The sequence below is a fragment of the Paraburkholderia piptadeniae genome (assembly GCF_900007165.1).
GTDB classification, from domain to species: Bacteria; Pseudomonadota; Gammaproteobacteria; order Burkholderiales; family Burkholderiaceae; genus Paraburkholderia; species Paraburkholderia piptadeniae.
Genome location: NZ_CYGY02000032.1, coordinates 243,346 through 269,403, shown reverse-complemented (window position 1 = coordinate 269,403; position 26,058 = coordinate 243,346). Strand labels below are relative to the sequence as shown.

The 26,058-nt window shown below is 64.4% G+C and carries 25 protein-coding genes; 21 read left to right on the top strand and 4 right to left on the bottom strand.

Annotation, left to right across the window (positions count from 1 at the left end; all coding sequences use genetic code 11):
• Nucleotides 1-43 precede the first annotated feature (43 nt).
• The 7 genes from BN2476_RS17770 to ftsB all read left to right on the top strand — a co-directional run bounded on the left by BN2476_RS17770 (nucleotide 44) and on the right by ftsB (nucleotide 9,070).
• Entirely contained in the window at nucleotides 44-832 is a 789-nt protein-coding gene (locus BN2476_RS17770; RefSeq protein ID WP_087735468.1) for a TatD family hydrolase, read from the top strand.
• 89 nt (nucleotides 833-921) lie between these two features.
• Nucleotides 922-3,456 carry a DNA internalization-related competence protein ComEC/Rec2 gene (locus BN2476_RS17765; RefSeq protein ID WP_087735467.1) on the top strand — a complete coding sequence of 845 codons (2,535 nt, stop codon included), beginning with the start codon at nucleotides 922-924 and terminating at the stop codon, nucleotides 3,454-3,456.
• 50 nt (nucleotides 3,457-3,506) lie between these two features.
• A complete protein-coding gene (locus BN2476_RS17760; RefSeq protein ID WP_087735466.1) occupies nucleotides 3,507-4,301 on the top strand; it encodes an alpha/beta fold hydrolase in 795 nt (264 codons plus the stop codon).
• Nucleotides 4,302-4,536: 235 nt separating this feature from the next.
• Entirely contained in the window at nucleotides 4,537-6,198 is a 1,662-nt protein-coding gene (gene pyrG, locus BN2476_RS17755) for a CTP synthase (protein WP_087735465.1), read from the top strand.
• Nucleotides 6,195-7,049, top strand: coding sequence for a 3-deoxy-8-phosphooctulonate synthase (gene kdsA, locus BN2476_RS17750; RefSeq protein WP_087735464.1), 855 nt, complete (start codon nucleotides 6,195-6,197; stop codon nucleotides 7,047-7,049). The genes pyrG and kdsA overlap by 4 nt, the downstream gene beginning before the upstream one ends.
• A 139-nt stretch (nucleotides 7,050-7,188) precedes the next feature.
• On the top strand, nucleotides 7,189-8,472 hold the full coding sequence (eno, locus tag BN2476_RS17745; protein WP_087735463.1) for a phosphopyruvate hydratase: 1,284 nt from the start codon (nucleotides 7,189-7,191) through the stop codon (nucleotides 8,470-8,472).
• Between the two features lie 169 nt (nucleotides 8,473-8,641).
• Complete coding sequence (ftsB, locus tag BN2476_RS17740) at nucleotides 8,642-9,070, top strand: cell division protein FtsB (protein ID WP_087735462.1); 429 nt, start codon at nucleotides 8,642-8,644, stop codon at nucleotides 9,068-9,070.
• Nucleotides 9,071-9,219: 149 nt separating this feature from the next.
• Here the strand turns inward: ftsB and BN2476_RS17735 are convergent, their stop codons facing one another.
• From BN2476_RS17735 to BN2476_RS17725, 3 genes are all read right to left on the bottom strand, one after another.
• The gene (locus tag BN2476_RS17735) at nucleotides 9,220-9,609 is read right to left on the bottom strand and encodes a hypothetical protein (protein WP_087735531.1); all 390 of its coding nucleotides are present in this window, start codon (nucleotides 9,607-9,609) and stop codon (nucleotides 9,220-9,222) included.
• A 132-nt stretch (nucleotides 9,610-9,741) separates the two neighbouring features.
• On the bottom strand, nucleotides 9,742-10,692 hold the full coding sequence (gene hslO, locus BN2476_RS17730) for an Hsp33 family molecular chaperone HslO (RefSeq protein WP_087735461.1): 951 nt from the start codon (nucleotides 10,690-10,692) through the stop codon (nucleotides 9,742-9,744).
• A gap of 62 nt (nucleotides 10,693-10,754) precedes the next feature.
• Nucleotides 10,755-11,279, bottom strand: a complete 525-nt coding sequence (locus BN2476_RS17725; RefSeq protein WP_087735530.1) for a gamma carbonic anhydrase family protein — start codon at nucleotides 11,277-11,279, stop codon at nucleotides 10,755-10,757.
• A 192-nt stretch (nucleotides 11,280-11,471) separates the two neighbouring features.
• On the opposite strand from BN2476_RS17725, the gene BN2476_RS17720 reads away from it, so the two are divergent.
• The 10 genes from BN2476_RS17720 to BN2476_RS17675 all read left to right on the top strand — a co-directional run bounded on the left by BN2476_RS17720 (nucleotide 11,472) and on the right by BN2476_RS17675 (nucleotide 20,487).
• Nucleotides 11,472-12,326: a ferritin-like domain-containing protein gene (locus BN2476_RS17720; protein WP_087735460.1), complete on the top strand. Its 855-nt coding sequence runs from the start codon at nucleotides 11,472-11,474 to the stop codon at nucleotides 12,324-12,326.
• Nucleotides 12,327-12,416: 90 nt separating this feature from the next.
• Nucleotides 12,417-13,301 carry an alpha/beta fold hydrolase gene (locus BN2476_RS17715; protein ID WP_173819634.1) on the top strand — a complete coding sequence of 295 codons (885 nt, stop codon included), beginning with the start codon at nucleotides 12,417-12,419 and terminating at the stop codon, nucleotides 13,299-13,301.
• A gap of 86 nt (nucleotides 13,302-13,387) precedes the next feature.
• Complete coding sequence (locus tag BN2476_RS17710; RefSeq protein ID WP_087735458.1) at nucleotides 13,388-14,218, top strand: 3',5'-nucleoside bisphosphate phosphatase; 831 nt, start codon at nucleotides 13,388-13,390, stop codon at nucleotides 14,216-14,218.
• Between the two features lie 79 nt (nucleotides 14,219-14,297).
• Nucleotides 14,298-14,933 (top strand): L-threonylcarbamoyladenylate synthase, encoded by a 636-nt coding sequence (locus BN2476_RS17705; RefSeq protein ID WP_087735529.1) that lies wholly within the window; start codon nucleotides 14,298-14,300, stop codon nucleotides 14,931-14,933.
• Between the two features lie 58 nt (nucleotides 14,934-14,991).
• A complete protein-coding gene (locus BN2476_RS17700; RefSeq protein WP_087735457.1) occupies nucleotides 14,992-15,654 on the top strand; it encodes a site-2 protease family protein in 663 nt (220 codons plus the stop codon).
• 9 nt (nucleotides 15,655-15,663) lie between these two features.
• A complete protein-coding gene (locus tag BN2476_RS17695; RefSeq protein ID WP_087735456.1) occupies nucleotides 15,664-16,866 on the top strand; it encodes a tryptophan--tRNA ligase in 1,203 nt (400 codons plus the stop codon).
• Between the two features lie 19 nt (nucleotides 16,867-16,885).
• A complete protein-coding gene (locus BN2476_RS17690; RefSeq protein ID WP_087735455.1) occupies nucleotides 16,886-17,500 on the top strand; it encodes a class I SAM-dependent methyltransferase in 615 nt (204 codons plus the stop codon).
• Between the two features lie 42 nt (nucleotides 17,501-17,542).
• Nucleotides 17,543-18,451: a 4-hydroxy-tetrahydrodipicolinate synthase gene (dapA, locus tag BN2476_RS17685; RefSeq protein ID WP_087735454.1), complete on the top strand. Its 909-nt coding sequence runs from the start codon at nucleotides 17,543-17,545 to the stop codon at nucleotides 18,449-18,451.
• Between the two features lie 105 nt (nucleotides 18,452-18,556).
• The gene (gene bamC, locus BN2476_RS17680; protein ID WP_087735453.1) at nucleotides 18,557-19,705 is read left to right on the top strand and encodes an NlpB/DapX family lipoprotein; all 1,149 of its coding nucleotides are present in this window, start codon (nucleotides 18,557-18,559) and stop codon (nucleotides 19,703-19,705) included.
• 8 nt (nucleotides 19,706-19,713) lie between these two features.
• Entirely contained in the window at nucleotides 19,714-20,487 is a 774-nt protein-coding gene (locus BN2476_RS17675) for an MBL fold metallo-hydrolase (RefSeq protein ID WP_087735452.1), read from the top strand.
• Between the two features lie 109 nt (nucleotides 20,488-20,596).
• On the opposite strand, the gene BN2476_RS17670 is transcribed toward BN2476_RS17675, so the two are convergent.
• Nucleotides 20,597-21,295, bottom strand: coding sequence for a Bax inhibitor-1/YccA family protein (locus BN2476_RS17670; protein WP_087735451.1), 699 nt, complete (start codon nucleotides 21,293-21,295; stop codon nucleotides 20,597-20,599).
• A 300-nt stretch (nucleotides 21,296-21,595) separates the two neighbouring features.
• Here BN2476_RS17670 and ndk point away from each other — a divergent pair, with 300 nt between their 5' ends.
• From ndk to ispG, 4 genes are all read left to right on the top strand, one after another.
• Entirely contained in the window at nucleotides 21,596-22,021 is a 426-nt protein-coding gene (ndk, locus tag BN2476_RS17665) for a nucleoside-diphosphate kinase (protein WP_087735450.1), read from the top strand.
• Between the two features lie 115 nt (nucleotides 22,022-22,136).
• Entirely contained in the window at nucleotides 22,137-23,285 is a 1,149-nt protein-coding gene (gene rlmN / locus BN2476_RS17660; protein WP_087735528.1) for a dual-specificity RNA methyltransferase RlmN, read from the top strand.
• A 210-nt stretch (nucleotides 23,286-23,495) separates the two neighbouring features.
• Nucleotides 23,496-24,602 carry a helix-turn-helix domain-containing protein gene (locus BN2476_RS17655; protein WP_087735449.1) on the top strand — a complete coding sequence of 369 codons (1,107 nt, stop codon included), beginning with the start codon at nucleotides 23,496-23,498 and terminating at the stop codon, nucleotides 24,600-24,602.
• Nucleotides 24,603-24,726: 124 nt separating this feature from the next.
• A complete protein-coding gene (gene ispG, locus BN2476_RS17650; RefSeq protein ID WP_087735448.1) occupies nucleotides 24,727-26,040 on the top strand; it encodes a flavodoxin-dependent (E)-4-hydroxy-3-methylbut-2-enyl-diphosphate synthase in 1,314 nt (437 codons plus the stop codon).
• Nucleotides 26,041-26,058: the final 18 nt, after the last annotated feature.

Here is a 26,058-nt window from a genome sequence, read left to right as displayed (position 1 = left end):
TCCATTCGACATTGGCCGACACGATCGGCACGAGGCTGCGCGCATGTGGATCGATACGCACTGTCATCTCGACGCTTCGGAATTCGACGCTGACCGCGACGCCGTCGCGGACGCGGCGCTCGAAGCGGGCGTGAGCCGGCTCGTGATTCCGGGCATTGCGCGCAGCAATTTCTCGACGGTGCGCGAACTCGCGCATCGCGTGAAGGGCGGGGCGTATGCGCTCGGCATTCATCCCCTCTTTACGCCGCAGGCGCAGCCATCCGATCTCGACGTGCTGCGCATGGAAATCGAGGCGAGTCTCGGCGATCCGCTGTTCGTCGGGCTGGGCGAAATCGGGCTCGACTACTTCGTGCCCGGACTCGACGACGAGACCCAGCAGTTCTACTACAACGAGCAGCTGAAGCTCGCGTGCGAGTTCGATCTGCCCGTGATCTGCCATGTGCGCAAGTCGCAGGATCAGGTACTGAAGGGCTTGCGGCGCAACCAGGTGCATCGCGGCATTGCGCATGCGTTCAACGGCAGCTTCCAGCAGGCGCAGGCGTTCATCGATCACGGCATGCATCTCGGTTTCGGCGGCAACGTGACGTTCGAGCGCGCGTTGCAGATCCGCCGGCTCGCGGCGCAATTGCCGCTCGATGCGCTCGTCGTCGAAACCGATGCGCCCGATATCGCGCCCGCATGGCTCTACAGGCAGCGCAACACGCCGGACCAGATTCCGGCCATCGGTGCGATCCTCGCCGAGCAGCGCGGCATCGACAAAAACGAGCTTGCGATAGGCACAACGGCCAATGCGCACGCCGCATTGCCGCGGCTCGCGCTTTACTCTGCATAATCACTGTTTGGCTCGCGTCGGGCAGTGCCGTCCTTGATGATTCGGCTTCCTGATGAATATCCCGTGCGAGCATCGGGCGCGGAGGTGGCATGCGGGCAGTGTGGTGCGGATTTGCGTTGGGCGTCGTGTGGCTGCAGCAGCAGGCGTCGCTGCCGGGATGGTTCGGATTGCTGGGGCTTTGGATCGTCATTGGCGCGCTGATCGTTATCGCGTGCCTCTGCTTTCGGCGCGGCGGCGCGTGGGCGATCCGTGCGGGCTGGTGCGCGGTGTTTTGCGCTGCCGGATGCGTCGGCTTCGGCTACGCGTCGTGGCGCGCGCAGACGCGCCTCGCGTTCGAGCTGCCGCGTGCGTGGGAAGGGCGCGACATCGTCGTGAGCGGATCGATCAAAGGCTTGCCGGCCCGCAGCGCTGACGGCACGCGTTTTCTCTTCTCGGTCGAATCGGCAGATGCACGCGTCGAACGCTTTCCCCGCACGCTGCAACTGTCATGGATCGCGGACGACGCGCCGCCTCCCGCGCTCGAGCCCGGCTCGCGCTGGCGCCTGAACGTGCGGCTCAAGCGTCCGCATGGCAACGCGAACTGGGGCGTGCGCGATGGCGAAGCAGTCCTGCTGGCGCGCGACGTTCGGGCGTCGGGCTACGTGAGCGCGCCATCGCAAGTTGTGCGGCTGCGGGGCATGTCGACCAGCGCGGCTGTCATAATCGATCGCTGGCGATGGGCGATTCGCGAGCGCATCGCCGCCGTGTTGGGCGATGCGCCGCATTACGGCATCGTCGTCGCGCTCGCGATCGGCGCCCAGGATGCCGTCAGCACCGCCGACTGGCTCTTGATGCGCCGCACGGGAACGAGCCACCTGGTCGCGATCTCGGGCTTGCATATCGGCTTTGTCGCGGGACTCGCGGGTTGGCTGATGGGTGCGTTATGGCGCCGCTCGTTTTTCATCGGGCGAAGCTGGCCTCTCTTCGTGCCCGCGCAGAAAGTCGCCATCGCGAGCGGAGCCTTGTTCGCCGCGTTTCATGCGGCGCTCGCGGGCTTCAACGTGCCCGCGCAGCGCTCGCTATGGATGGCGTGCGTCGTTGCGCTCGCATATGTCGGCGGAAGGCGCGCAGCGCCGTCGATGGTGCTCGCGTGGGCGCTCGGGCTTGTGCTGCTCGTCGATCCGTGGGCGGTGGTATCGGCGGGATTCTGGCTGTCGTTCTGCGCAGTCGGCGCGATTCTGTTCGCGATGTCGTCACGCACGCGAGTCGTTCGAAACGATTCACCTGATCCGCGCCAGGAGGAAGCGCGCAAGCGTTCGAACGCCGCGCGTTGCGCCGATTTCATGCGCTCGCGGCTCGGCGCGATAATCGAACGGATACGCAGCGGCGCTCGCGTGCAGTTCGCGGTGACGGTCGCGCTCGCGCCATTGACGGTCATCTTCTTCTCGCAGATTCCGTTGATCGGCCCCGTCGCGAATGCGTTCGCGATTCCCTGGGTCAGCGTCTTCGTGACGCCGGCTGTGATCGCGGGCGTTGCGTTGCCGGCGCCGCTCGACGCGTTCGCGTTTCGCTTCGCGCATCGGTTGCTCGAATGGCTCGCGAGCGCATTGCACATGCTGTCGGGGCCGGCGTGGACGATCTGGCAATTGCCGCAGCCGGGCGTTTGGGCGATGGCGTCGGCGGCCGTCGGCGTCGCGTGGTGTCTCGCGCCTTCCGGCTGGCCGTTGCGCTGGGCCGCGCCGCTCACGTGGCTGCCGCTGCTCGCGCCCGCGTCGTCCGCGCCCGCCGACGGAACCTTCCGCCTGACTGCGCTCGATATCGGCCAGGGCTCGTCGATCGTCGTCGAAACGGCGCGTCATACGCTGCTTTTCGACGCCGGGCCCGGTCCGGAATCGACGCACGCGGGCGAGCGCATCGTCGTGCCGTATCTGCAGTCGGCGGGCATCTCGACGCTCGATGCGCTGATCATCAGCCACGCGGACTCCGATCACTCGGGCGGTGCGCCCGCCGTGCTCGACGCAATCGCAGTGCGGCAACTACTGGCCGGTCTCGTCCCCGACAATCCGCTCTGGATTCAGGCGCGCCAGGCGGGGGCGCAAACCGTGCGCTGCGCGGCAGGCCAGCACTGGCGATGGGACGGCGTCGACTTCGCGATACTGTGGCCCGATCCAGGACCGTTGCAAGGCAAGCCGAACGCGCATTGCTGCGTGCTGCGTGTGAGCGTGCCCGGCGCTCTTCATGACGGCGCGCGCGTTCAAGCGCCCGTCGCCGCAAGAATGCCGATGACGGCCTTGCTGGCCGCTGACATCGAAGCGCCCGCCGAACGCACGCTGCTCGCGCGCGACCGCGCGGCGTTGCGCGCCCAGATTCTGCTCGTGCCGCATCATGGCAGCAGGACTTCGTCTACCGAGCCATTCCTCGACTCTATCGAGCCGTCCATTGCGGTATTTCAGGTAGGCTATCGCAACCGGTTTCATCATCCCCAGCTGGGCGTCTACGAGCGGTATCGCGCGCGACGCATCGAACTCTCGCGCAGCGACGACGACGGCGCCGCGCGTATCGAGGCGGACGGTGCGACGTTGTCGCTGGAGCGTTACCGGCAGTCGCATCGCCGGTACTGGATGGACGCGATGACCGACCCATGACGGCACGATTGAGAACGAACTAGAACGAACTGGAACGGAGGCGGCGGCGCTTGAAAAACATCATCCATTTCTCACATGCAAACGGGTTTCCGGCGTCCACCTATCGGACGATCTTCGCGGAGCTGGCCGACGACTACGAGTTGCGTTTCATCGAGCGGATCGGACACGACGCGCGCTATCCCGTGACGCGCGACTGGCCGCATCTCGTCGAAGAGTTGCTGGATGACATCGAGCGTTCTTATGAGAATCCGGTGTGGCTGGTCGGGCATTCTCTGGGTGGTTATCTCTCGCTGAAGGCGGCGCTGAAAAAGCCGCAGTGGGTGCGGGGCGTGGTGATGCTCGATTCGCCCGTGATAGCGGGTTGGCAGAGCAGCATGCTGCGCATGTCGCAGTGGACGGGGCTCGACGAAAGGCTGTCGCCGGCTGCGGCGACGCGCAAGCGGCGCACGCGCTGGGCGAGCCGCGAGGAAGCGTGGCGCCACTTCCACGCGAAGCAGGCGTTCGCGCGGTGGGACGAGCGGGTGCTGTCCGACTACATCGAGTTCGGCATTCCGCAGGTGTCCGCGGACGGCACGCGCGAACTGGCCTTCGACAGGCAGACGGAATACCTGATCTATCGGACGTTGCCGCACACGTCCGGAAGCCGCCTCGCGCGGGGCACGCCCGTGCCCGTCGGGTTCGTCGCCGGGACTCGCTCGCTGGAGGTGCGCCAGGCCGGCCTGCATGCGACGCGGCGGCTGACGGGCGACCATTTCGAGTGGATCGAAGGGAGCCATCTGTTCCCGATGGAGCGGCCGCTGGAGACGGCGCGCGCCGTGCAGCGGCTGCTGCGCGAGCTGGACTGAGGGCTGCTGAACATTGCAGAAGCTTGTCGAGCGTTGCCGAAACAACCGCGCGGCAGGCTCACGAAAAAGCAAGAAAAACCAAAAAGCGGGCGAAGCGCGAAGTCTCGATCGGCATATCGGGAGCGATGCCGCGGATGCGTCAAAAAGCACGTTCGATCGGCGCCAGGGAGCCGCCTCAGACTGGGCTGAAACGGCACGTTCGGGTATAATCCGTTTTTCCCGCGAGCATCCAGCGATGACCAAATATGTTTTTGTCACCGGCGGCGTAGTTTCTTCCCTCGGCAAGGGTATTGCCGCCGCTTCCCTCGCCGCGATCCTCGAATCGCGCGGTCTGAAAGTCACCCTCCTCAAGCTAGATCCCTACATCAACGTCGACCCCGGCACGATGAGCCCGTTTCAGCACGGCGAAGTGTTCGTGACGGAAGACGGCGCTGAGACGGACCTCGACCTCGGCCATTACGAGCGCTTCATCAGCACGAAGATGCGCAAGGCCAATAACTTCACGACGGGCCAGATCTACGAGTCGGTGATCCGCAAGGAACGCCGCGGTGACTATCTCGGCAAGACGGTTCAGGTCATCCCCCACATCACGAACGAAATCCAGGCATTCGTCGAGCGCGGCGCGGCATCCGCGACGTGCGGCGAGCCGGATGTCGCGATCGTCGAAGTGGGCGGCACGGTCGGCGACATCGAGTCGCTGCCGTTCCTCGAAGCCGCGCGTCAGATGAGCCTGCGCCTCGGCCGCAACAGCGCATGCTTCGTGCACCTCACACTGGTCCCGTTCATCGCCACCGCGGGCGAACTGAAAACCAAGCCCACGCAGCACAGCGTGCAAAAGCTGCGCGAAATCGGTATCTATCCGAACGTGCTGCTGTGCCGCGCCGACCGCCGCATTCCCGACGACGAGCGTGCGAAGATCTCGATGTTCTCGAACGTGCCGGAAGACGCCGTGATCTCGGTGTGGGACGTCGACAGCATCTACAAGATTCCGCAGATGCTGCACGACCAGGGCCTCGACGAACTGATCTGCGAAGAGCTGAAGCTGTCGGCCAAGCCGGCGGATCTGTCGATCTGGTCGGAAATGGTCGAGAAGCTCGAAAACCCGAAGAGCGAAGTGACGATCGGCATGGTCGGCAAGTACGTCGAACTGACGGAGTCGTACAAGTCGCTGATCGAAGCGCTGCGCCATGCGTCGATCCATACGTCGACGAAGGTCAACATCGAATACATCGACTCCGAAGAGCTGGAAGAAAACGGCGTCGACGGTCTCCGGCATCTGGATGCCGTGCTCGTGCCGGGCGGCTTCGGCCGTCGCGGCACCGAAGGCAAGATCAAGGCAATCCGTTACGCACGCGAAGCGAAGGTGCCGTATCTCGGCATCTGCCTCGGCATGCAGCTGGCCGTGATCGAATTCGCGCGCGACGTCGTGGGCCTGAAGGATGCGAACAGCACGGAGTTCGACCCGGCTACGCCGCATCGCGTCGTCGCGCTGATCACCGAGTGGTATGACCGCGAAGGCAAGGTTGAGAAGCGTACGGAAGAATCCGATCTTGGCGGCACGATGCGTCTCGGTTCGCAGCGCTGCCCGATCAAGCCGGGCACGATGGCCGAAGAGATCTACGGCAAGGACGTGAACGAGCGCCACCGTCACCGTTATGAGGTCAATAACCGCTACGTGCCCCAGCTCGAAACCGGCGGCCTTATCATCAGCGCGCATACCCCGAGCGAAGATCTGCCGGAAATGATGGAGTTGCCGCGTTCGATGCACCCGTGGTTCGTCGGCGTCCAGTTCCACCCTGAATTCACGTCGACGCCGCGCGACGGCCATCCGCTCTTCAAGGCATTCGTCGAAGCGGCGCGCGCTCATCGCGAAGCGAGCGTCGAGGAGAAAGTATGAAACTGGGCGATTTCGAAATCGGCCTCGACAAGCCGTTTTTCCTGATCGCGGGCACCTGTGTCGTCGAATCCGAACAGATGACGATCGACACGGCCGGCAAGCTGAAGGAAATCTGCGCGAAGCTGAAGATTCCGTTCATCTACAAGTCCTCTTATGACAAGGCCAACCGCAGCAGCGGCAAATCGTTTCGCGGTCTTGGAATGGATGAGGGTTTGCGCATTCTGTCCGAAGTGAAGCGTCAGCTCGGCGTGCCCGTTCTGACCGACGTTCACTCGGAAGAAGAAATCGAACCAGTCGCATCGGTGGTCGATGTGCTGCAAACGCCCGCGTTCCTGTGCCGTCAGACTGATTTCATCCATGCGTGCGCGCGTTCGGGTAAGCCCGTCAACATCAAGAAGGGCCAGTTTCTCGCGCCACACGACATGAAGAACGTGATCGACAAGGCGCGCGACGCGGCGCGTGAAGCGGGTCTGTCGGAGGACCGTTTCATGGCGTGCGAGCGCGGCGTGTCGTTCGGCTATAACAACCTCGTCTCGGACATGCGCTCGCTCGCGATCATGCGCGAGACGGGCGCGCCCGTCGTGTTCGACGCAACGCATTCGGTGCAGCTGCCGGGCGGGCAGGGCACGAGTTCGGGCGGCCAGCGCGAGTTCGTCCCGGTGCTGGCGCGCGCGGCCGTCGCGACTGGCGTCGCCGGTCTGTTCATGGAAACGCATCCGAGGCCGGCCGAAGCGAAGTCGGACGGTCCCAATGCCGTGCCGCTGCATCGCATGGCCGACCTGCTCGAGACGCTGATGACGCTCGATCAGGCCGTGAAGCGCACGCCGTTCCTCGAGAGCGACTTCAACTGATGCGCGGGCGCGCGAGCTTCGCCATTCCGGCGTGGCCCGCGCGCACCAACCCGATGGTCGTCGAACGCGTCCGGACGCGTGTAGTCCAACTGAACCGGACGTCTCACCTTAAGAATTCATCGTCATTTCAGAGGAAACCATGAGTGCTATCGTAGATATCATCGGTCGCGAAATTCTCGATTCGCGAGGCAATCCCACCGTCGAATGCGACGTGCTGCTCGAATCGGGCACGATGGGCCGCGCGGCCGTTCCGTCGGGCGCATCGACGGGCTCGCGCGAAGCGATCGAACTGCGCGACGGCGAAGCCGGCCGCTACAGCGGCAAGGGCGTGCTGAAGGCCGTCGAGCACATCAACACTGAGATCTCCGAAGCGATCATGGGTCTCGACGCTTCCGAGCAGGCATTCCTCGACAAGACGCTGCTGGAGCTGGATGGCACCGACAACAAGTCGCGTCTGGGCGCGAACGCGATGCTGGCCGTGTCGATGGCCGTCGCGAAGGCCGCCGCTGAAGAAGCCGGCCTGCCGCTGTACCGCTACTTCGGCGGCTCGGGCGCGATGCAGTTGCCCGTACCGATGATGAACATCGTCAACGGCGGCGCGCACGCGAACAACAGCCTGGACATCCAGGAATTCATGATCGTCCCCGTCAGCCAGCCGACGTTCCGCGAAGCGCTGCGCTGCGGCGCCGAAGTGTTCCACGCGCTGAAGAAGATCCTGTCGGATCGCGGCATGAGCACGGCCGTCGGCGACGAAGGCGGCTTCGCGCCGAACTTCGGCAGCAACGACGAGTGCCTGTCGACCATCCTGCAGGCGATCGAGAAGGCCGGCTACCGCGCCGGTGAAGACGTGCTGCTCGCGCTCGACTGCGCGGCCAGCGAGTTCTACCACGACGGCAAGTACCAGCTGGCGGGCGAGGGGCTGCAACTGTCGTCGGCGGAATTCACCGACTATCTGTCCACTCTGGCCGACAAGTTCCCAATCGTCTCGATCGAAGACGGCATGCACGAAAGCGACTGGGAAGGCTGGAAGCTGCTCACCGACAAGCTTGGCAGGAAGATCCAGCTGGTCGGCGACGACCTGTTCGTGACGAACACGCGAATCCTGAAGGAAGGCATCGAGAAGGGCATCGCGAATTCGATCCTCATCAAGATCAACCAGATCGGCACGCTGACGGAAACCTTCGCGGCGATCGAAATGGCCAAGCGCGCGGGCTACACGGCCGTGATTTCGCACCGCTCTGGCGAAACCGAAGATTCGACGATCGCGGACATCGCGGTCGGCCTGAACGCCGGTCAGATCAAGACGGGCTCGCTGTCGCGCAGCGACCGTATCTCGAAGTACAACCAGCTGTTGCGCATCGAGGAAGATCTGGGCGATATCGCCAGCTACCCGGGCAAGTCGGCGTTCTACAACCTGCGTTGAACGACGCCCTTACCGGCACCCTTCGAGACAGGTCGACGCGCGAGAGTGACGCTTGCCGTCAACAATTTGTCTCAATAACCGTTAAAACGGTTATGCTTCGCTACTGACTCACCCTTGCCGCCCTGCGTACAGCGCAGGGCGGCGCGTATTCCACCCTGCAATTCAATTCATGCGGCTCGTCACCGTCGTTCTGCTCGTCCTGCTGGTGCTGATCCAATATCCGCTGTGGTGGGGCCATGGCGGCTGGCTGCGCGTTCACGAGCTGCAACAGGAACTTGCGCAGCAGCTGAAAAAGAACGCCGACGATAAGACGCGCAACGAGCGCATCCAGGGCGAAGTGCAGGATCTGCAGAACGGCTCGGCCGCCGTCGAAGAGCGTGCCCGCTACGAGATGGGTATGGTCAAGGACAGCGAAGTGTTCGTGCAGTTCGTGTCGCCGAACGCGCCGCTGTCCGCTTCGAGTGCCGCGCAATCGAATACGTCGACGCGTGGGCAGATCACGGGCGCACCGTTGCGCGTGGTGCCGAATCCGGAGTCGCGAACGAAGCCGGATCGCAAGCACTCGAAAAAGGATGCGAAGGAGAAGAAGCCGGGTTGATGTCCTGCGCGGCGTGGCGAGAAGCCGGTGTGGTTGCAACGAAAAAGGCGCGGTTCATGATGAACCGCGCCTTTTGTTTTTGATCGTGTGGGACGATCGAACGATGCGGGCCGCGCCCGTTCATGCAAGCTGCCGGATCGAGGGGCGTACTACCAGCCCCAACCCCAGCCCGGCGCGTACCCATAGCCGATGCCCGTCCCCCAGCCATGTCCCCAGCCGCCGCTGGAGTAGCTGCCGTAGACTGTGACGGGCGGCGCGGCGTAGCGCGACCAGGCCTGCGCTGCGGCATCGGCGGCCATGGCCTCGTTTTGCTCGACCATCACCTGCTTGTCGATTGCGTCGTAACGCGCGCGCTCTTCCGGCGTGAGCGGACGCGCAGTCGCCGCGATGCCCGACTGGTCGGCGGGCAAGCGGCTGTAGATCGGCGACGGACCGGGCGGGTCCATCATGCAGCCGGATAAAGCGGCAGCGCCGGCAACGAGCGCAAGCGCGGACATCCGGACTGGACGAGCGGTGAGCAACAGGGCAGGGGTATTCATTTCGACCTCCATCGATCGGATGCCTAAGCAATTCCGCCATCGGCGCTTTCGAAAATCAGGCAACCGCCGATGTCCGATGATACGCGCCGCCCGCCGGCGGGAGCGGCTCACGGCGACGCAGTCTGTTCCGGCTCAATGCCGCTGGTCGGCGGCCGGCGCCACACCCTGTGAGAGCCCGCTGGCGACGAAAAGTTGCGCCACGTCGACGGGGTCGAACTCATACCGCTGATTGCAGAACTCGCAGTGAATTTCGACGTGACCGCGCTCTTCGATCACGCTGTCCACTTCCTCGCGCCCCAGCATCTTCAGCATGCCGCCGACTTTTTCGCGCGAGCACGTGCACTCGAATCGCGTTCTCGCCGGCTCGAAATGCTGGACGTTCTCCTGCCAGAACAGGCGCCTGAACAGCGTGGTCGGTTCTTCGCTCAGCAGTTCGTCGGTCGACAGCGTGCCGCCGAGCGTGCAGAGACGATTCCACGTATCGGCGTCGATTTCGCTCGGATGCGGGACGATGCCGCCGTCGCCGGGCAGCTTCTGCAGCAGCATGCCGACCGCGCGCTGGTCATTCGCCGCGAGCCACAGACGCGTGTCGAGTTGCTCCGAGTGGCGCATGTAGTGCTCGAGCACTTCCGCCATCGACTTCAGCGGCCCATCCACACCCGACAGCGGCACGATGCCCTGATACGGCTGCTGGCCGGGAGCCTTGCTCTTCGGATCGAGCGTGATCACGCAGCGGCCATGGCCGCCCGCATTGACGAGATCGACGAGCGTGAGATCGTCGGCGATCGTGTGCGCGACGTCGCCGGCGAACTTCGCGGTCGCGCGCATCGACAGATCCGAATTGCATTGCACGACGAGCATCTTCACGGGCCCGTCGCCGAAAATCTGCATGATCAGCGTGCCGTCGAATTTCAGATTCGCCGACAGCAGCGCGCACGCGGCCATCATTTCGCCGAGCATGTTCCGCACGGGCGCGGGATAGCTCCGGCGCGTCAGCACTTCCTGCCACGTATTGGCCAGCGACACGATCTCGCCGCGAACGGGCGCCGCGCTGAACATGAATTTTTGCAACTGATCACTCACAACTTTTCCTCGGTCGAACCGCGCGGTGCGAAGCCCGCGCTTGACGCGTCGTGCCGCCGGCCTTAGCCGATGCGGACGAGTTGCGCCTTGAAATAGTCCCTGCGCTCGACATAATTATTGGCGACGCGCTGCAGGCCTTTGATATCTGCTTCAGTCAATTCTCGGACGACCTTTGCGGGTGCACCGAGAATCAGAGAATTGTCGGGAAAAACCTTGCCTTCAGTAACGACGGCGCCCGCTCCGACCAGACAATTGCGGCCGATCACCGCTCCGTTCAAGACCACAGCCTGGATGCCGATCAACGCGCCTTCCTTGACCGTGCAACCGTGCAACATCGCCTGATGGCCGACCGTCACATTCGCTTCGAGCGTCAGCGGAAAGCCCGGATCGGCGTGCAGCACGGCGCCTTCCTGAATGTTGGTGCCCGTGCCGATGGTGATCGGCTCGTTGTCGCCGCGGATCGAAGCGCCGAACCAGACGCTCGCGTTCTCTTCGATCGTTACTTTGCCGATGATGGTCGCCGTGTCCGCGACGAACACGCTTTCGTGAATGGTCGGGGCTGCGTCGCCCAGCTTGTAGATTGCCACAGTGTCTCCTCGGTCGTCGGACGCCTTGCCGGCGCGCATCGGCGGCCGGTGCGGCACGTTGCGCGCGATGGCGGCATCCCGCGCTGCATGGTCGGATCGCGTATTGTAAACGGTTGTGCAATAAGCGCGCGCGCGCCAGGCCGTGGCGGCATCACTGTCTGCCCTTTTTCACGTATCGCTCCGTAACGCACCATGCATTCTCCCGATTCCCCCCGTTCCGACGCCCCGATTTGCGCCCGCACCGAAGCGCTGGCCGTGCTGGGCGAGCGCGTGCCCGCGACGAAGGTCGCAGCGGCGCAGGCCCTCTATGCGCGCGTGCAGGGCGGTACGTCGGCCGTGTCGCCGGGACGGGTGCTGGATGAGCCTGCCGGGCTGCCTGGGCGTCCCGCGCGTCCCGAACTCGTCGAGCCTCGCAAGCTCGGGCGGCGCAGCATGCAGTCGCCGGAAGGGCGCGCGGTGCTGCTGCACGCGCTCGCGCATATCGAGTTCAACGCGATCAATCTGGCGCTCGACGCCGTGTGGCGCTTCGGCGGCATGCCGGAGGCGTTTTACGTCGACTGGATGAAGGTCGCGTCGGAGGAAGCGCATCACTTTTCGCTCCTATCCGCGAGGCTTGCGGAGTTCGGCCACGCGTATGGCGACTTTCCTGCGCACGACGGCCTGTGGGACATGTGCGAGCGCACGCGCGGCGACGTGCTCGCCCGCATGGCGCTCGTGCCGCGCACGCTGGAGGCGCGCGGCCTCGATGCGTCGCCGCCGATCCGCGCGCGGCTGCAACAGGCGGGCGATCATGCGTCGGCGGCGATCCTGGACGTGATCCTGCGCGACGAGATCGGCCATGTGCTGATCGGCAACCGCTGGTTCCGACATCTGTGCGACGAGGCGGGCGTCGACGCGCATCAGACCTATCTGCGTCTGTCCGATGACTATCGCGCGCCGAAGTTGCGCGGGCCCTTCAATTTCGAAGCGCGGCGCAGCGCCGGTTTTGAAGAGGAGGAACTGGCGGCGCTGGCCGGCCTCGAAACGCAGCCGCGCATCGACGACTGAAGCGGACTTCCACCCGCCCACGCACGGCGGCGTGGCTATCTCTATATAATCGAACGATCATTCTTTTCAGGCCGTGCCATGGATCGTCATTTGAATCCCTCCGTTTCCGAATTCGTCACCGTGCGCGGCGTGCGCCTGCACGTGCGCCGCTGGGGCAACCCCGATGCGCCGACGCTCTTCATGCTGCATGGCTGGATGGATGTCGCCGCATCGTTTCAGTTCGTCGTCGATGCGCTCGCCGGCGACTGGCAGGTGATCGCGCCCGATGCGCGCGGCTTTGGGCTGTCCGACTGGCCCGTCGCGGAGAGAGGCGGCGGCCACTACTGGTTCCAGGAGTACCTGGCCGACCTCGACGCGCTGGTCGACCACTACGCGCCGACGGGCGAAGTGAACCTCGTCGGGCACAGCATGGGCGCGAACGTCGTCTGTCTATACGCGGGCGTGCGGCCGGAGCGGGTGCGTCGCGTGGTCGACCTGGAAGGGTTCGGGCTCGCGCCGTCGAAGCCATCGCAACTGCCGCGGCGGCTCGCGACGTGGCTCGACGAATTGCGCGAGCCGCCGTCGCTGCGTTCATACGCGACGCTCGACGATGTTGCCGCGCGCCTGATCAAGACCAATGCGCGGCTGGCCCCGCAGCGCGCGGGCTTTCTCGCGCAGCACTGGTCGAAGCCGGACGGCGAGGGTGGCTACGTCCTGCTCGCCGACCCGGCGCACAAGATCCGCGGGCCGCTGCTGTACCGGCTCGACGAAGTGATGGCCGTCTGGGCGAACGTGCGCGCGAAGGTGCTGCACGTGGAAGCGACGGCATCGCCGACGCTCTCGATGCTGGCGGGCGACATTCCGCTCGACGAATTCAAGGCGCGCTTCAGCGCGTTTGCCGACTGGCGCGAAGCGTTCATCGACGAAGCGGGCCACATGGTTCATCACGATCAGCCCGAGCACGTCGCCGCGCTGATCGAAGGCTTTTGCACGTAGCGCGCGTCGCCGATTGGGCCGGTGATTCCTCTGCGTTTGCTTACTGCGTTGCAGTAGAATGAGACGTTCAGCTTATCCAGACGACGATGAACGCCGACTTGCATTGCCATTCCACTGTGTCCGACGGCGCGTTTGTGCCCGCCGACGTCGCGCGCCGCGCGCATACGGGCGGCGTGACGCTGTGGGCGCTGACCGATCACGACGAAGTAGGCGGTCAGGCGGAGGCGCGCGAGGCCGCCGAGGCGCTCGGCATGCAGTATCTGGACGGCGTCGAGATTTCGGTGACGTGGGCGTCGCGCACGATTCACATCGTCGGCCTGCATGTCGATCCCACCTGCAAGGAATTGCTCGACGGGCTCTATCGCACGCGCAACGGCCGCGCCGCGCGGGCCGAAGCGATTGGCGCGCAGCTGGCCACGCTCGGCATTCCCGATGCGTATGAAGGCGCTCTGAAATACGTGTCGAATCCCGACATGATCTCGCGCACGCATTTCGCGCGCTTCATGGTCGAGCATGGCTACGCGAAGGATACGCAGGACGTGTTCTCGCGTTTTCTCGGTGAAGGCAAGCCGGGCTATGTGCCGCATCGCTGGTCGAAGCTCGCCGATGCGATCACGTGGATCAAGGCTGCGGGCGGCGAAGCGGTGATCGCGCACCCGGGCCGCTACGCGTACACGCCGACCGAATTCGACGCGTTGTTCGCCGAGTTCATCGATCTCGGCGGCAAGGCGATCGAAGTCGTCACGGGCAGCCACACGCCCGATCAATACCGCGAATATGCGGACGTCGCGCGTCGCTTCGGCTTCGAGGCATCGCGCGGGTCCGATTTCCACGCGGCGGGTGAAGGCCGCGTCGAACTGGGCAGCCTGCCGCCGCTGCCGTCCGATCTGAAGCCAGTCTGGGAACGTTGGCTGTAAGCTCTGAATCGCGCCGGCGCGCGGGCACGCGCGCTGCGTGGGTACGCTGTCGCTGTTCCCCGACTTCCTGACCGACATCATGTCCCAATACTTTCGGCTTCATCCGGACAATCCGCAGCCGCGTCTGATCAAGCAGGCAGCCCAGATCATCGAAAGCGGCGGCGTGGTCGCGCTGCCGACCGATTCGAGCTACGCGCTCGCGTGCCAGCTCGACAACAAGAACGCCGTCGACCGCGTGCGGCGCATCCGCGGCATCGACGAGCGGCAGCTGCTGTCGCTCCTCGTGCGCGATCTGTCCGAGCTGGCGAACTTCGCGATCGTCGACAACCGCCAATACCGTCTGATCAAATCGGTGACGCCCGGCCCCTACGTGTTCGTGCTGCAGGCGACCAAGGAAGTGCCGCGCCGCCTGTCGCATCCGTCGCGCAAGACGATCGGCCTGCGCGTGCCGGACCATGCAATCACGCTGGCGATACTCGAAGAACTCGGCCAGCCGCTGCTCGGCACGACGCTGATCATGCCGGGCGAAACGCAGCCACTGAACGATCCGGAAGAAATCCGCGAAAGGCTCGAAAAACAGCTCGATCTGGTGATCGACGGCGGCGCGTGTCCGTGCGAGCCGTCGACGGTGATCGACCTGACGGGCGAAGAGCCCGTGCTGGTGCGTGCGGGCCGCGGCTCGCTCGCGCCGTTCGGTCTCGAAGAGACGGCGTGATCGCGACATGAGCGAAAGCCGACAGGGCCGCAAGGCGGCGTTGTTACAATAGAGCAATATGGATTCCTCCCTGATACAAACCATTGTCGTCTACGCACTGCCCGTGATCTTCGCGATCACGCTGCATGAGGCTGCGCACGGCTACGTCGCGCGCATGCTCGGCGACAACACCGCTTACGTGCTCGGGCGCGTTTCGTTCAATCCGATGCGGCACATCGACCCGCTCGGCACGATCTTCATTCCGCTGCTGCTTTACTTCGCCACGAGCGGCGCGTTCATGTTCGGCTACGCGAAGCCCGTGCCCGTCGCATTCGGCAATCTGCGCAATCCGCGCTGGGGTTCGCTGTGGGTCGCGCTCGCGGGCCCGGTGTGCAACTTCGTTCAGGCGCTCGTGTGGGGCGTGTTCGGCGTGTCGCTCGCCCTCATGCACTTCGATGAGCCGTTCTTCACGCGCATGGCGGCCGCGGGCGTCGGCGTGAATCTCGTGCTCGGCGTGCTCAATCTCTTTCCGCTGCCGCCGCTCGACGGCGGACGCGTGCTGACGGCGCTGCTGCCCGTGCGTCCGGCGATGATGCTGGCGCGCCTCGAGCCCTATGGCTTTTTCATCGTGATGGCGCTTGTGATGACGGGCACGTTGACGCGCTTCTGGCTGCGTCCGCTCGTGAATATCGGCTATGAAGCCGTCACGGCTATCCTGACTCCTCTCGTTTCGCTTTTCTAAATCAAAACCATGTACCCCGACCGTATCTTCTCCGGCATGCGGCCTACCGGCTCGCTGCACCTCGGCCACTATCACGGCGTGCTGAAAAACTGGGTGCGTCTGCAGTCCGAGTATCCGTGCTTTTTCTGCGTGGTCGACTGGCATGCGCTGACGACCCACTACGAAACGCCCGAGGTGATTGAAAAGAACGTGTGGGAAGTGCTGATCGACTGGCTCGCGTCGGGCATCGATCCGGCGCAGGCAACGCTCTTCATCCAGAGCCGCGTGCCCGAGCATGCGGAGCTGTCGCTGCTGCTCGGCATGAGCGCGCCGCTCGGCTGGCTCGAACGCGTGCCGACGTACAAGGAGCAGATCGAGAAGCTGAAGGACAAGGATCTGTCGACCTACGGCTTCCTCGGCTATCCCGTGCTGATGGCAGCCGACATTCTGCTATACCGCGCGTCGCTCGTGCCCGTCGGCGAAGACCAGGTGCCGCACGTCGAAATGACGCGCGAAATCGCGCGCCGCTTCAACCATCTGTACGGCCGCGAGCCGGGCTTCGAAGAGAAGGCGATGGAAGCGGCGAAGAAGCTCGGCGGCAAGCGCTCGAAGCTGTATCACGAACTGCGGAACGCGTATCAACAGGAAGGCGACGACGAAGCGCTCGAACAGGCGCGCGCGATGTTGCAGGAGTCGCAGAGCCTGTCGATGAGCGATCGCGAGCGCCTGTTCGGCTATCTCGAAGGCTCGCGCAAGATCATCCTGGTCGAGCCGCAGGTGCTGCTGACGGAAGCGTCGCGGATGCCGGGCCTCGACGGCCAGAAGATGTCGAAGTCGTACGGCAACACGATCGGTCTGCGCGAGGACGCGGAGACGATCACGAAGAAAGTCCGCACGATGCCGACCGACCCGGCGCGCGTGCGCCGCACCGATCCGGGCGATCCCGACAAGTGCCCGGTGTGGCAGTTGCATCAGGTCTACACCGACAAGGACACGCATGATTGGGTGCAGAAGGGCTGTCGCTCGGCGGGCATCGGCTGCCTCGAATGCAAGCAGCCGGTGATCGAGGGTATCCTGCGCGAGCAGCAGCCGATGCTCGAACGCGCACAGAAGTACATGGATGATCCGTCCCTGTTGCGCGCGATCGTCGCCGACGGCTGCGACAAGGCGCGCCGTTTCGCATCGGAGACGATGCGCGACGTGCGCGAGGCGATGGGCCTCGCGTACACCTGATGCCAGCGACAGGCGGACGATGAGCGGCGAGCTTCCCGGCGTGCATAGCGCAAGCCATGTGGCCATCGGCGAGCCGTCGCGCTGGGTGAAGCGCTGGGCGCATCTGGTAGAAGGCGGCGGCGCGGTGCTCGACGTGGCGTCGGGCGCAGGGCGCCATGCGCGGTTTTTCGCGTCGCGCGGCCATCCCGTGACAGCCATCGACCGAGATGCGGCCGCATTGGCGTCGATGGACGGCGTTTGCGGCATCACGACGCTCGCCGCCGACATCGAAAACGGCCCATGGCCGCTTGCCGCCGATGCGCGCTTCGCGGCCGTCATCGTGACCAACTATCTGCATCGTCCGCTCTTTCCCCAATTGCTGGACGCGCTGGCGCCCGCCGGCGTGCTGATCTACGAAACCTTCGCGCGGGGCAACGAAACCGTCGGCAAGCCGTCGAACCCGGCATTTCTGCTCGCGCCCGGCGAACTGCTCGACGCGGTGCGCGGAAAGTTACGTGTCGTTGCATTTCAGGACGGTTTCCTCGCGGAACCGCGCCCCGCCTACATCCAGCGGATCTGCGCGATTCGCGAGCACGACGGATCGGTCAAAAGGGATAATACGGGTCTTCCCCCGCGTTACGATTTGGCCGGTTAATCCGCTACAATCGCAGTTTATTGAACAAATTCATGGCGTTTCATGGCTAACGGCACTCAGCAAGACGGCGTCGCGATTCGCGGCAGCATTCCCGCCATCATCACCCCGATGCTCGAAGACGGCAGTCTCGATCTGCCGGCCTTCCGCAAACTGATCGACTGGCATATCGAAGAGGGCACGAACGCGCTGGTCGTGGTCGGCACGAGCGGCGAATCGGCGACGTTGTCGGTCGAAGAGCACGTGCTGATGGTCAAGACGGCCGTCGAACAGGCGGACGGCCGCATTCCCGTGATCGCGGGCGCGGGCGCCAATTCGACGTCGGAAGCGATCGAACTGACCGAGCAGTCGAAGAAAGTGGGTGCCGATGCGACGCTGCAGGTCGTGCCGTACTACAACAAGCCGACGCAGGAAGGCATCTACCGGCATTTCGCGAAGATCGCCGAAGCCGTCGATCTGCCCGTGATCCTCTACAACGTGCCGGGCCGCACCGTCGCGGACATGTCGAACGAAACGATCCTGCGCCTCGCGAACGTGCCGGGCATCGTCGGCGTGAAGGAAGCGACGGGCAACATCGACCGCGCCGCGCACCTGATCAAGGCGGCGCCGGCGCACTTCGGCATTTACAGCGGCGACGATCCGACGGCGATCGCGCTGATGCTGCTTGGCGGCCATGGCAACATCTCGGTGACGGCGAACGTCGCGCCGCGTCTGATGAGCGAGCTGTGCAAGGCCGCGCTTGCTGCCGACGCGAAGACGGCGCGCGAGATTCATCTGAAACTTCTCTCGCTGCACAAGAACCTCTTCATCGAATCGAACCCGATTCCGGCGAAGTGGGCCTTGCAGCAACTGGGCCGCGTCAAGGGCGGCATTCGTCTGCCCCTCACGCCGCTCGACGCACGCTACCACGACGTAGTTCGCGCCGCGCTGCGCGAGGCGGGGCTGCTCGGCTGAGCGCCTGAGGTTTCAGGCGCCTCCCGGCATTTTTTCAACTGACGTCGATATCGCCCCCGGTCCCGCACCGAACCAGGCAGCGCGTTTAGCTTCACGAAGGACCCCATGAAACGTTCCGCACTTTCCCTCCACGCAACGCGCCTGGCGGCGTTGACGCTTGCGGCTGGCACGGTTGTGTCGCTTTCTGGCTGCGAATCGCTGAACGACGTGCTCGCGTCGGACCGCGTGAATTACAAGGACACGACGAGCGCGCCGCCGCTCGCCGTGCCGAGCGATCTGACGGCTGCGCAGATCGACCAGCGTTACGTGGCGCCGCCCGTGGGCACGGCGCTCGGCGGCGCGCCGCAGCGGGCGAAGACGCAGGCGGGCAATCTGACGGAAGGCGTGCCGAACGCGCAAGACCCGCTCGGCATGCACGTCGAGCGCGACGGCGATCGCCGCTGGCTGGTCGTCGACGGCCGTACGCCGGAACAGCTGTGGCCGCAGCTGAAGGAATTCTGGACGGAGAACGGCTTCTCGCTGAAGACCGACGCGCCGACGACGGGCATCATGGCCACCGACTGGGCCGAGAACCGCGCGAATATTCCGGACGACTGGTTCCGCCGCACGGTTGGCAAGGTGATCGATTTCGCGTACTCGTCGGGTACGCGCGACAGCTTCCGCACGCTGGTCTCGCGCGACGCGACAGGCGCGAGCGACATTTCGATCACACACGCCGCGATGGAAGAGGTGCTGACGGGACAGGACAAGACGTCGTCGCGCTGGGTCGAGCGTCCGCGCGATCCGGCGCTGGAAGCCGAGTTCCTCGCCAAGCTGATGCAGAAGTTCGGCCTCACCGACGTGCAATCGAAGCAATTGCTGACGGACGCGCGTCCGTCGACGGCACAGGCGCAGCTCGGCAGCAGCGCGGGCGGCGCGACGCTGGATCTGCCCGAATCGTTCGATCGCGCCTGGCTGCGTGTGGGCCTCGCGCTCGATCGCACGAACTTCACTGTCGACAACCGCGATCGCGAAAAGGGCATTTACTACGTGCGTTACGCGGATTCGATGCAGGAACTCAAGCGCGACGGCATTTTCGGCAAGCTGTTCTACAGCGACAAGAGCACGAAGAAAGATGCCCACGAGTTTCTCGTGAACGTGCGCTCGAAGAGCGACATGTTGACGCAGGTCGCCGTCGTCGATGCAAACGGCCAGGTGGATACGTCGTCGGACGCGCAGCGCATCGTGTCGCTGCTGCACGCGCAACTGAACTAAGGCGGGTCGTGCGATTCGCCAGTCTGGGAAGCGGCAGTGAAGGCAATGCATTGCTGGTCGAGGCCCGAAGCGGGGCGACCACCACGCGGGTTCTGCTGGACTGCGGCTTCTCGGCGAAGGAAATCGCCCGGCGGCTGGAGCGGCTGGGAGCGGGCGTCGATGAAGTCGACGCCATTCTCATCACCCACGAACACAGCGACCACATCGGCGGCGCGCTGACGCTCGCCCGCAAGCTGTCGATTCCGCTCTACATGAGCTGGGGCACCGCGCGCGCCGTCGGCGCGGACGAAGCCAATGTCGATCTGCATGTGATGTGGAGCGACGAAAGCGTCGCGATCGGCGATCTGAGCGTGTTGCCGTACACCGTTCCGCACGATGCGCGCGAGCCGTTGCAATACGTGTTTTCGGATGGCGCGTCGCGCCTGGGCGTGCTGACGGACGTCGGTACGTCGACGCCGCATATCAGCGCCGTGCTGAGCGGCTGCGACGGGCTCGTGCTCGAATGCAATCACGATGTGCAAATGCTTGCGGCTTCGCGTTATCCGCCATCGCTGAAAGCGCGGATCGGCGGCAATCATGGGCATCTGAACAATGACGCGGCGGCGGAAATCCTTGCATCACTGGATCGCTCGAAGCTGCGGCATCTGGTTGCGGCGCACCTGAGTCAGCAGAACAATCTGCCGGAGCTCGCGCAAGCGGCAATGGCGACCGTGCTCGGCGCGGCGGCGACGGAAGTGGTGGTCGCGACGCAAAGCGAAGGGTTCGGCTGGCTGAGTCTCTGATAATCCGGGTCGTTGCCGCAGCGCTCGCGGTCTTCGATACGTAGACAGCAAAGCGCCCGTGACGATTGCTCGTCACGGGCGTTTCGTTTTGGCTCAGGCGCCGAGGCAATCAGTTACGGTTGCCGCCGAAGATGCCGAGGATCGCGAGCAGATTCACGAACACGTTGTACAGGTCGAGGTAAATCGCCAGCGTGGCCGTGATGTAGTTCGTCTCGCCGCCGTTCACGACGCGCTGCACGTCGAACAGCATGTAAGCCGAGAAGATGACGATCGCGAGCACCGACACCGTCAGCATCAACGCGGGCAGTTGCAGAAACAGGTTCGCGACCATCGCCAGCAGCAGCACGATCACGCCGACGAACAGCCATTTGCCGAGGCCCGAGAAGTCACGCTTGCTGACTGTGGCGACCGTCGCCATGGCGGCGAAGATCACACCAGTGCCACCGAACGCGAGCATGATCAGCGACGGCCCGTTCGTGAAGCCGAGAATGAAGCTGAGCAGCCGCGACAGCATCAGGCCCATGAAGAACGTGAAGCCGAGCAGCACGAATACGCCGGCGGCGCTGTCTTTCGTCTTCTGGATCGCGAACATGAAGCCAAAGGCGATCGCGAAGAACGCGAGCATGCTCATGGCCGGGCTGGTCGCGGCGAACAGCGAGAAGCCGGTCGCGACGCCCACCCACGCGCCGATTACCGTCGGCACCATCGACAGCGCGAGCAGCCAATAGGTGTTGCGCAGTACGCGGTTGCGGGTTTCGGCCGTGGTGACGGAACCGCCCCGGCCGAAGTTATAGGGATATTCGTTCATGGTCTCTCCTTGCGTCGGACGCAGTGTTGCTCAGTGGCTTGCAACGGTTTTCGTACGCTGCCGACAGGCGGGTTGCCCACGGCACGCGAATCCACAACCCTAAGATTAACGCCAGGACGAGGAGTTTCAACTCTGGGGAATTCACCCGCTATTACGTTTTGTTACCCGCCGGCCCGAATCTTCGGGATTGGAACCTCAACCCTTACAGTGCCGTAAGGGTTCAATCGCAATCATACACGGGAACATGCTACAATAGCGGATTCATTTAAATCCGTAACCTCTTAATTTTCTGGAGTTTTTATGGCGATCGAACGCACCCTGTCGATTATCAAGCCGGACGCAGTGGCCAAGAACGTGATCGGCCAGATCTACAGCCGCTTCGAAAACGCTGGCCTGAAGGTCGTGGCATCGCGCATGGTTCAACTGTCGCGCGCCGACGCTGAGAAGTTCTACGCTGTGCACGCAGAGCGTCCGTTCTTCAAGGATCTGGTCGAATTCATGATCTCCGGCCCGGTGCAGGTTCAGGTTCTGGAAGGCGAAAGCGCCATCCTGAAAAACCGTGATCTGATGGGTGCAACGGATCCGAAGAAGGCCGAGAAAGGCACGATCCGTGCTGACTTCGCCGACAGCATCGACGCGAACGCAGTCCACGGTTCGGACGCAGCAGAAACGGCTCGCGTCGAAGTCGCGTTCTTCTTCCCGGAAGTCAACGTCTACTCGCGCTAAGCAGACAGGCTCCAGTAGGACAGCAGTAACAGCAGCAGGAGCGGGCGCGAGCGTTATCCGCGTTCATGCAGCTTGTTGCATGAACGCAGTCTCGCACTGAATGGCAGGATTCGATATGACGAGCAGCCCAACCGTCAACCTTCTCGATCTCGACGCCGCAGGCCTTGTCGCGTATTGCGACAGCCTCGGCGAGAAGCCGTTTCGCGCCAAGCAATTGCAGCGCTGGATTCACCAGTACAACGCTGCCGACTTCGACGGGATGACCGATCTCGCGAAGTCGCTGCGCGAAAAGCTGAAGGGCCGGGCATCGATCGCGATGCCCGGCATCGTCAGCGACCATATTTCCGCCGACGGCACGCGCAAGTGGCTCGTCGACGTCGGCAACGGCAACGCCGTCGAAACCGTCTTCATTCCGGAAGAGACGCGGGGCACGCTGTGCGTGTCGTCGCAAGCGGGATGCGCGGTCAACTGCCGGTTCTGTTCGACCGGCAAGCAAGGGTTCTCACGCAATCTCACCACGGGCGAAATCATCGGCCAGCTTCGCATGGCCGAATTTGCGCTGCGTGCGTCGCTCGGCGAGGCTGGCGGCCGCGCGACGGGCGGTGAGGGCAAGGGCGAGCGCGTCGTCACGAACGTTGTGATGATGGGCATGGGCGAGCCGCTGCTCAATTACGACGCCGTCGTGCCGGCGATGCGCCTGATGCTCGACGACAACGCCTACGGCCTGTCGCGCCGGCGCGTCACGTTGTCCACCTCGGGCGTGGTGCCGATGATGGACCGGCTCGGCGCCGATTTGCCCGTGGCGCTCGCCGTCTCGCTGCACGCGCCGAATGATGCGTTGCGCGACATGCTCGTGCCGCTCAACAAGAAACATCCGCTGCGCGAGCTGATGGCCGCATGCCAGCGATATCTGAAGGTCGCGCCGCGCGATTTCATCACCTTCGAGTACTGCATGCTCGACGGCGTGAACGACAGCGAGGCGCATGCACGCGAGTTGCTGGCCGTTACGCGTGATGTGCCGTGCAAGTTCAACCTGATTCCGTTCAATCCGTTTCCGGAATCGGGTCTGTTGCGCTCGAAGAACGAGCAGATCAAACGGTTCGCGCAGGTGTTGATCGACGCAGGGGTCGTCACGACAGTGCGCAAGACTCGCGGCGATGACATCGACGCCGCCTGCGGCCAGCTTGCCGGCGCGGTCAAGGACCGCACGCGCCTTGCGGAGCGCACGGGGAAAGCGAAAGTCATCGAAGTTCGCGCGGTGTAAGGCGCGTGACAGCCGCATCGGGCCGAGACGTTAGCCAGCCGGCATGTCTGGATGGGTCTCGTCTCGCGAAGTGAAAAGAAAATTTGCAAAAGCGATCGGAAGCGGCACGCACAGCCGCGCATTTTGTTATAAACGGTCTGCGAAACCGGACGAAGCCAGGTGCCACCGGTTCGCACGAGTGAAAAAAGAATCGACGCGAAAGGATTTGGGATGAGTGAGCCGCAGCACCCGCAACCGCACGACGAGGATACGCATTCGGGTCGCCCGCTGTCGGCGGCCGCACCGGCAGCGGCGCAGCCGGCCGGGTTTGACTCGCTGGCTGCCGTCGGGGCAAGGCTCGCGCAGTTGCGCGAATCGAAGGGCATGTCGGTAGAGGATGTGTCGGCGCGTCTGAAGGTCGCGCCGGGCAAACTGCGGGGACTCGAAACGGGCGATCTCAGCCAGTTTCCGGATACCACGTTCGCCCTCGGCGTCGTGCGCAGCTACGCGAAGATCGTCGGCGCCGATCCCACCCCGATGACCCAGGCGCTGCGCCGCGAAAAAGGCGTACCCGAGCCGGCGCTGACGATGCCGGCGTCCGCGGGCACGGACTTGCCGCGCGGGAAAGTATCGCTGTCGCTGGGCGGCAGCGCGCCGCGCCGCCGTTCGTGGATCTGGGGCGTGGCGCTCGCGATTGTCGTTCTGATCGCGTTGGCCATGTGGCATACGAACAATGGCGAGTCGACCGCGTGGCTCGCACGGCTGAAGGGAATCGCGGGCGGTTCCGCTGCGACAACCGACAAGGCGTCGGCGGCCGTGGGCGAGTCTGCCGGCGGTGCAGCCGTGACGGGCGAGACGGCCGCGTCGCAGGCGCAGACGGACACGCAGGCGACAGCAGCCGAGGGCGCGTCGGCCACGCCGATGCCCGCGCCGCTGCCAATGACAGGCGCAGCGCCGGCTTCGACGGCTGGATCGGCCGGGTCGGCGTCCACGCCGGCTGCGGCCGCGCCAAAAGCGGCGAGCGCCGCGCCGGCAGTCGCGGCTGCTGCGTCGGCGTCCGCTGCGAGCGAGCCGTCGGTCGCCCCGGCGGGTTCGTCGACCGTCGCGCTGGCCGTCAAGCAGGACAGCTGGTTCAGCGTGCGTCAGAAGGACGGCAAGGAAATGTTCTCGGGCCTCGTGCACGCGGGCGAGACGAAAGAGGTAAGCGGGTTGCCGCCGCTCAAGGTGACGGTCGGCAACAAGGCGGGTCTGGAGTCGATCACGCTGGACGGCCAGCCGGTCGACCCGGCCAAATATGCGTCGGCGAAGGGCAATGTGGCACGCTTCGCGTTGCCCTGACGCAGCCCAATCGTGTGCGTCGCGGCTATTAGGGCCGCGACGCTTTCTCAATTCATGCGTCGTATTCAGCGACTGGCCGGGACGCTTTCCGGGCCAAAAGCAGGCGGCGTAAGCGGGTTTATCGATGCACTCCGATCAAGTGAAATCCAGCAGTCAGATTGTTTCGAACGTGCCGGTGTTCGGCGGTCACGCACCGCGTCGTCGGTCGAATGCCGTTGACGTCCGTTGGGGCGGCCAGCTCGTGACGATCGGCGGCGACGCGCCCGTGCGCGTTCAATCGATGACGAACACGGATACGGCTGACGCGATCGGCACCGCGATCCAGGTGAAGGAACTGGCGCAGGCGGGTTCGGAGCTCGTGCGGATCACCGTGAACACGCCGGAAGCGGCGGCGGCCGTGCCCGCGATTCGCGAGCAGCTCGACCGCATGGGTGTGACGGTGCCGCTCGTCGGCGATTTTCACTACAACGGCCATCTGCTGCTGCGTGACTATCCGGGCTGCGCGGAGTCGCTGTCGAAGTACCGGATCAACCCGGGCAACGTCGGCCAGGGCGCGAAGCGTGACACGCAGTTCGCGCAGATGATCGAAGCCGCTGCGAAGTACGACAAGCCGGTGCGCATCGGTGTGAACTGGGGCAGCCTCGATCAGGACCTGCTCGCGAAGATGATGGACGAGAACGCCGCGCGCGCCGAGCCGTGGGAAGCGCAAAGCGTGATGTATGAGGCGCTGATCCAGTCGGCGATCGGTTCGGCGGAACGCGCTGTCGAACTCGGTCTCGGCCGCGACAAGATCATTCTGTCGTGCAAGGTGAGCGGCGTGCAGGACCTGATCGCCGTGTACCAGGAACTCGCTCGCCGTTGCGACTTCGCGCTGCACCTGGGCCTGACGGAAGCGGGCATGGGCTCGAAGGGCATCGTCGCGTCGACGGCCGCGTTGTCGGTGCTGCTGCAGCAGGGCATCGGCGACACGATCCGCATTTCGCTGACGCCGGAGCCGGGTGCGTCGCGTACGGGCGAAGTGATCGTCGGCCAGGAAATCCTGCAGACGATGGGCCTGCGCTCGTTCACGCCGATGGTCATCGCGTGCCCGGGCTGCGGCCGCACGACGAGCACGCTGTTCCAGGAGCTCGCGTCGCAAATCCAGACGTATCTGCGCACGCAGATGCCCGTTTGGCGCGGCACATATCCGGGCGTCGAGAAGATGCATGTTGCCGTGATGGGTTGCATCGTCAACGGCCCGGGCGAATCGAAGCACGCGAACATCGGCATCAGCCTGCCTGGCTCGGGTGAGAATCCGGCCGCGCCTGTTTTTATCGACGGCGTGAAGGTCAAGACGCTGCGCGGCGAAAACATCGCGCAAGAATTCCAGCAGATCGTGAGCGATTACGTCGAGCGCAGTTATGGTCCCAATGCGGTCCGCGCCGAAGCGACGAACTGATTCGCGCCACCCCAATTC

Bases quoted from the DNA above. Each gene is read 5' to 3' on its own strand.
- BN2476_RS17690 (WP_087735455.1), top strand. From the start codon at position 16,886: ATGAGCGGCGAGCTTCCCGGCGTGCATAGCGCAAGCCATGTGGCCATC.
- ndk (WP_087735450.1), top strand. From the start codon at position 21,596: ATGGCGATCGAACGCACCCTGTCGATTATCAAGCCGGACGCAGTGGCC.
- bamC (WP_087735453.1), top strand. From the start codon at position 18,557: ATGAAACGTTCCGCACTTTCCCTCCACGCAACGCGCCTGGCGGCGTTG.
- BN2476_RS17735 (WP_087735531.1), bottom strand. From the start codon at position 9,609: ATGAATACCCCTGCCCTGTTGCTCACCGCTCGTCCAGTCCGGATGTCC.
- eno (WP_087735463.1), top strand. From the start codon at position 7,189: ATGAGTGCTATCGTAGATATCATCGGTCGCGAAATTCTCGATTCGCGA.
- ispG (WP_087735448.1), top strand. From the start codon at position 24,727: ATGCACTCCGATCAAGTGAAATCCAGCAGTCAGATTGTTTCGAACGTG.
- BN2476_RS17770 (WP_087735468.1), top strand. From the start codon at position 44: ATGTGGATCGATACGCACTGTCATCTCGACGCTTCGGAATTCGACGCT.
- BN2476_RS17705 (WP_087735529.1), top strand. From the start codon at position 14,298: ATGTCCCAATACTTTCGGCTTCATCCGGACAATCCGCAGCCGCGTCTG.
- BN2476_RS17655 (WP_087735449.1), top strand. From the start codon at position 23,496: ATGAGTGAGCCGCAGCACCCGCAACCGCACGACGAGGATACGCATTCG.
- BN2476_RS17720 (WP_087735460.1), top strand. From the start codon at position 11,472: ATGCATTCTCCCGATTCCCCCCGTTCCGACGCCCCGATTTGCGCCCGC.
- BN2476_RS17765 (WP_087735467.1), top strand. From the start codon at position 922: ATGCGGGCAGTGTGGTGCGGATTTGCGTTGGGCGTCGTGTGGCTGCAG.
- dapA (WP_087735454.1), top strand. From the start codon at position 17,543: ATGGCTAACGGCACTCAGCAAGACGGCGTCGCGATTCGCGGCAGCATT.
- BN2476_RS17710 (WP_087735458.1), top strand. From the start codon at position 13,388: ATGAACGCCGACTTGCATTGCCATTCCACTGTGTCCGACGGCGCGTTT.
- BN2476_RS17695 (WP_087735456.1), top strand. From the start codon at position 15,664: ATGTACCCCGACCGTATCTTCTCCGGCATGCGGCCTACCGGCTCGCTG.
- pyrG (WP_087735465.1), top strand. From the start codon at position 4,537: ATGACCAAATATGTTTTTGTCACCGGCGGCGTAGTTTCTTCCCTCGGC.
- BN2476_RS17700 (WP_087735457.1), top strand. From the start codon at position 14,992: ATGGATTCCTCCCTGATACAAACCATTGTCGTCTACGCACTGCCCGTG.
- ftsB (WP_087735462.1), top strand. From the start codon at position 8,642: ATGCGGCTCGTCACCGTCGTTCTGCTCGTCCTGCTGGTGCTGATCCAA.
- BN2476_RS17670 (WP_087735451.1), bottom strand. From the start codon at position 21,295: ATGAACGAATATCCCTATAACTTCGGCCGGGGCGGTTCCGTCACCACG.
- rlmN (WP_087735528.1), top strand. From the start codon at position 22,137: ATGACGAGCAGCCCAACCGTCAACCTTCTCGATCTCGACGCCGCAGGC.
- kdsA (WP_087735464.1), top strand. From the start codon at position 6,195: ATGAAACTGGGCGATTTCGAAATCGGCCTCGACAAGCCGTTTTTCCTG.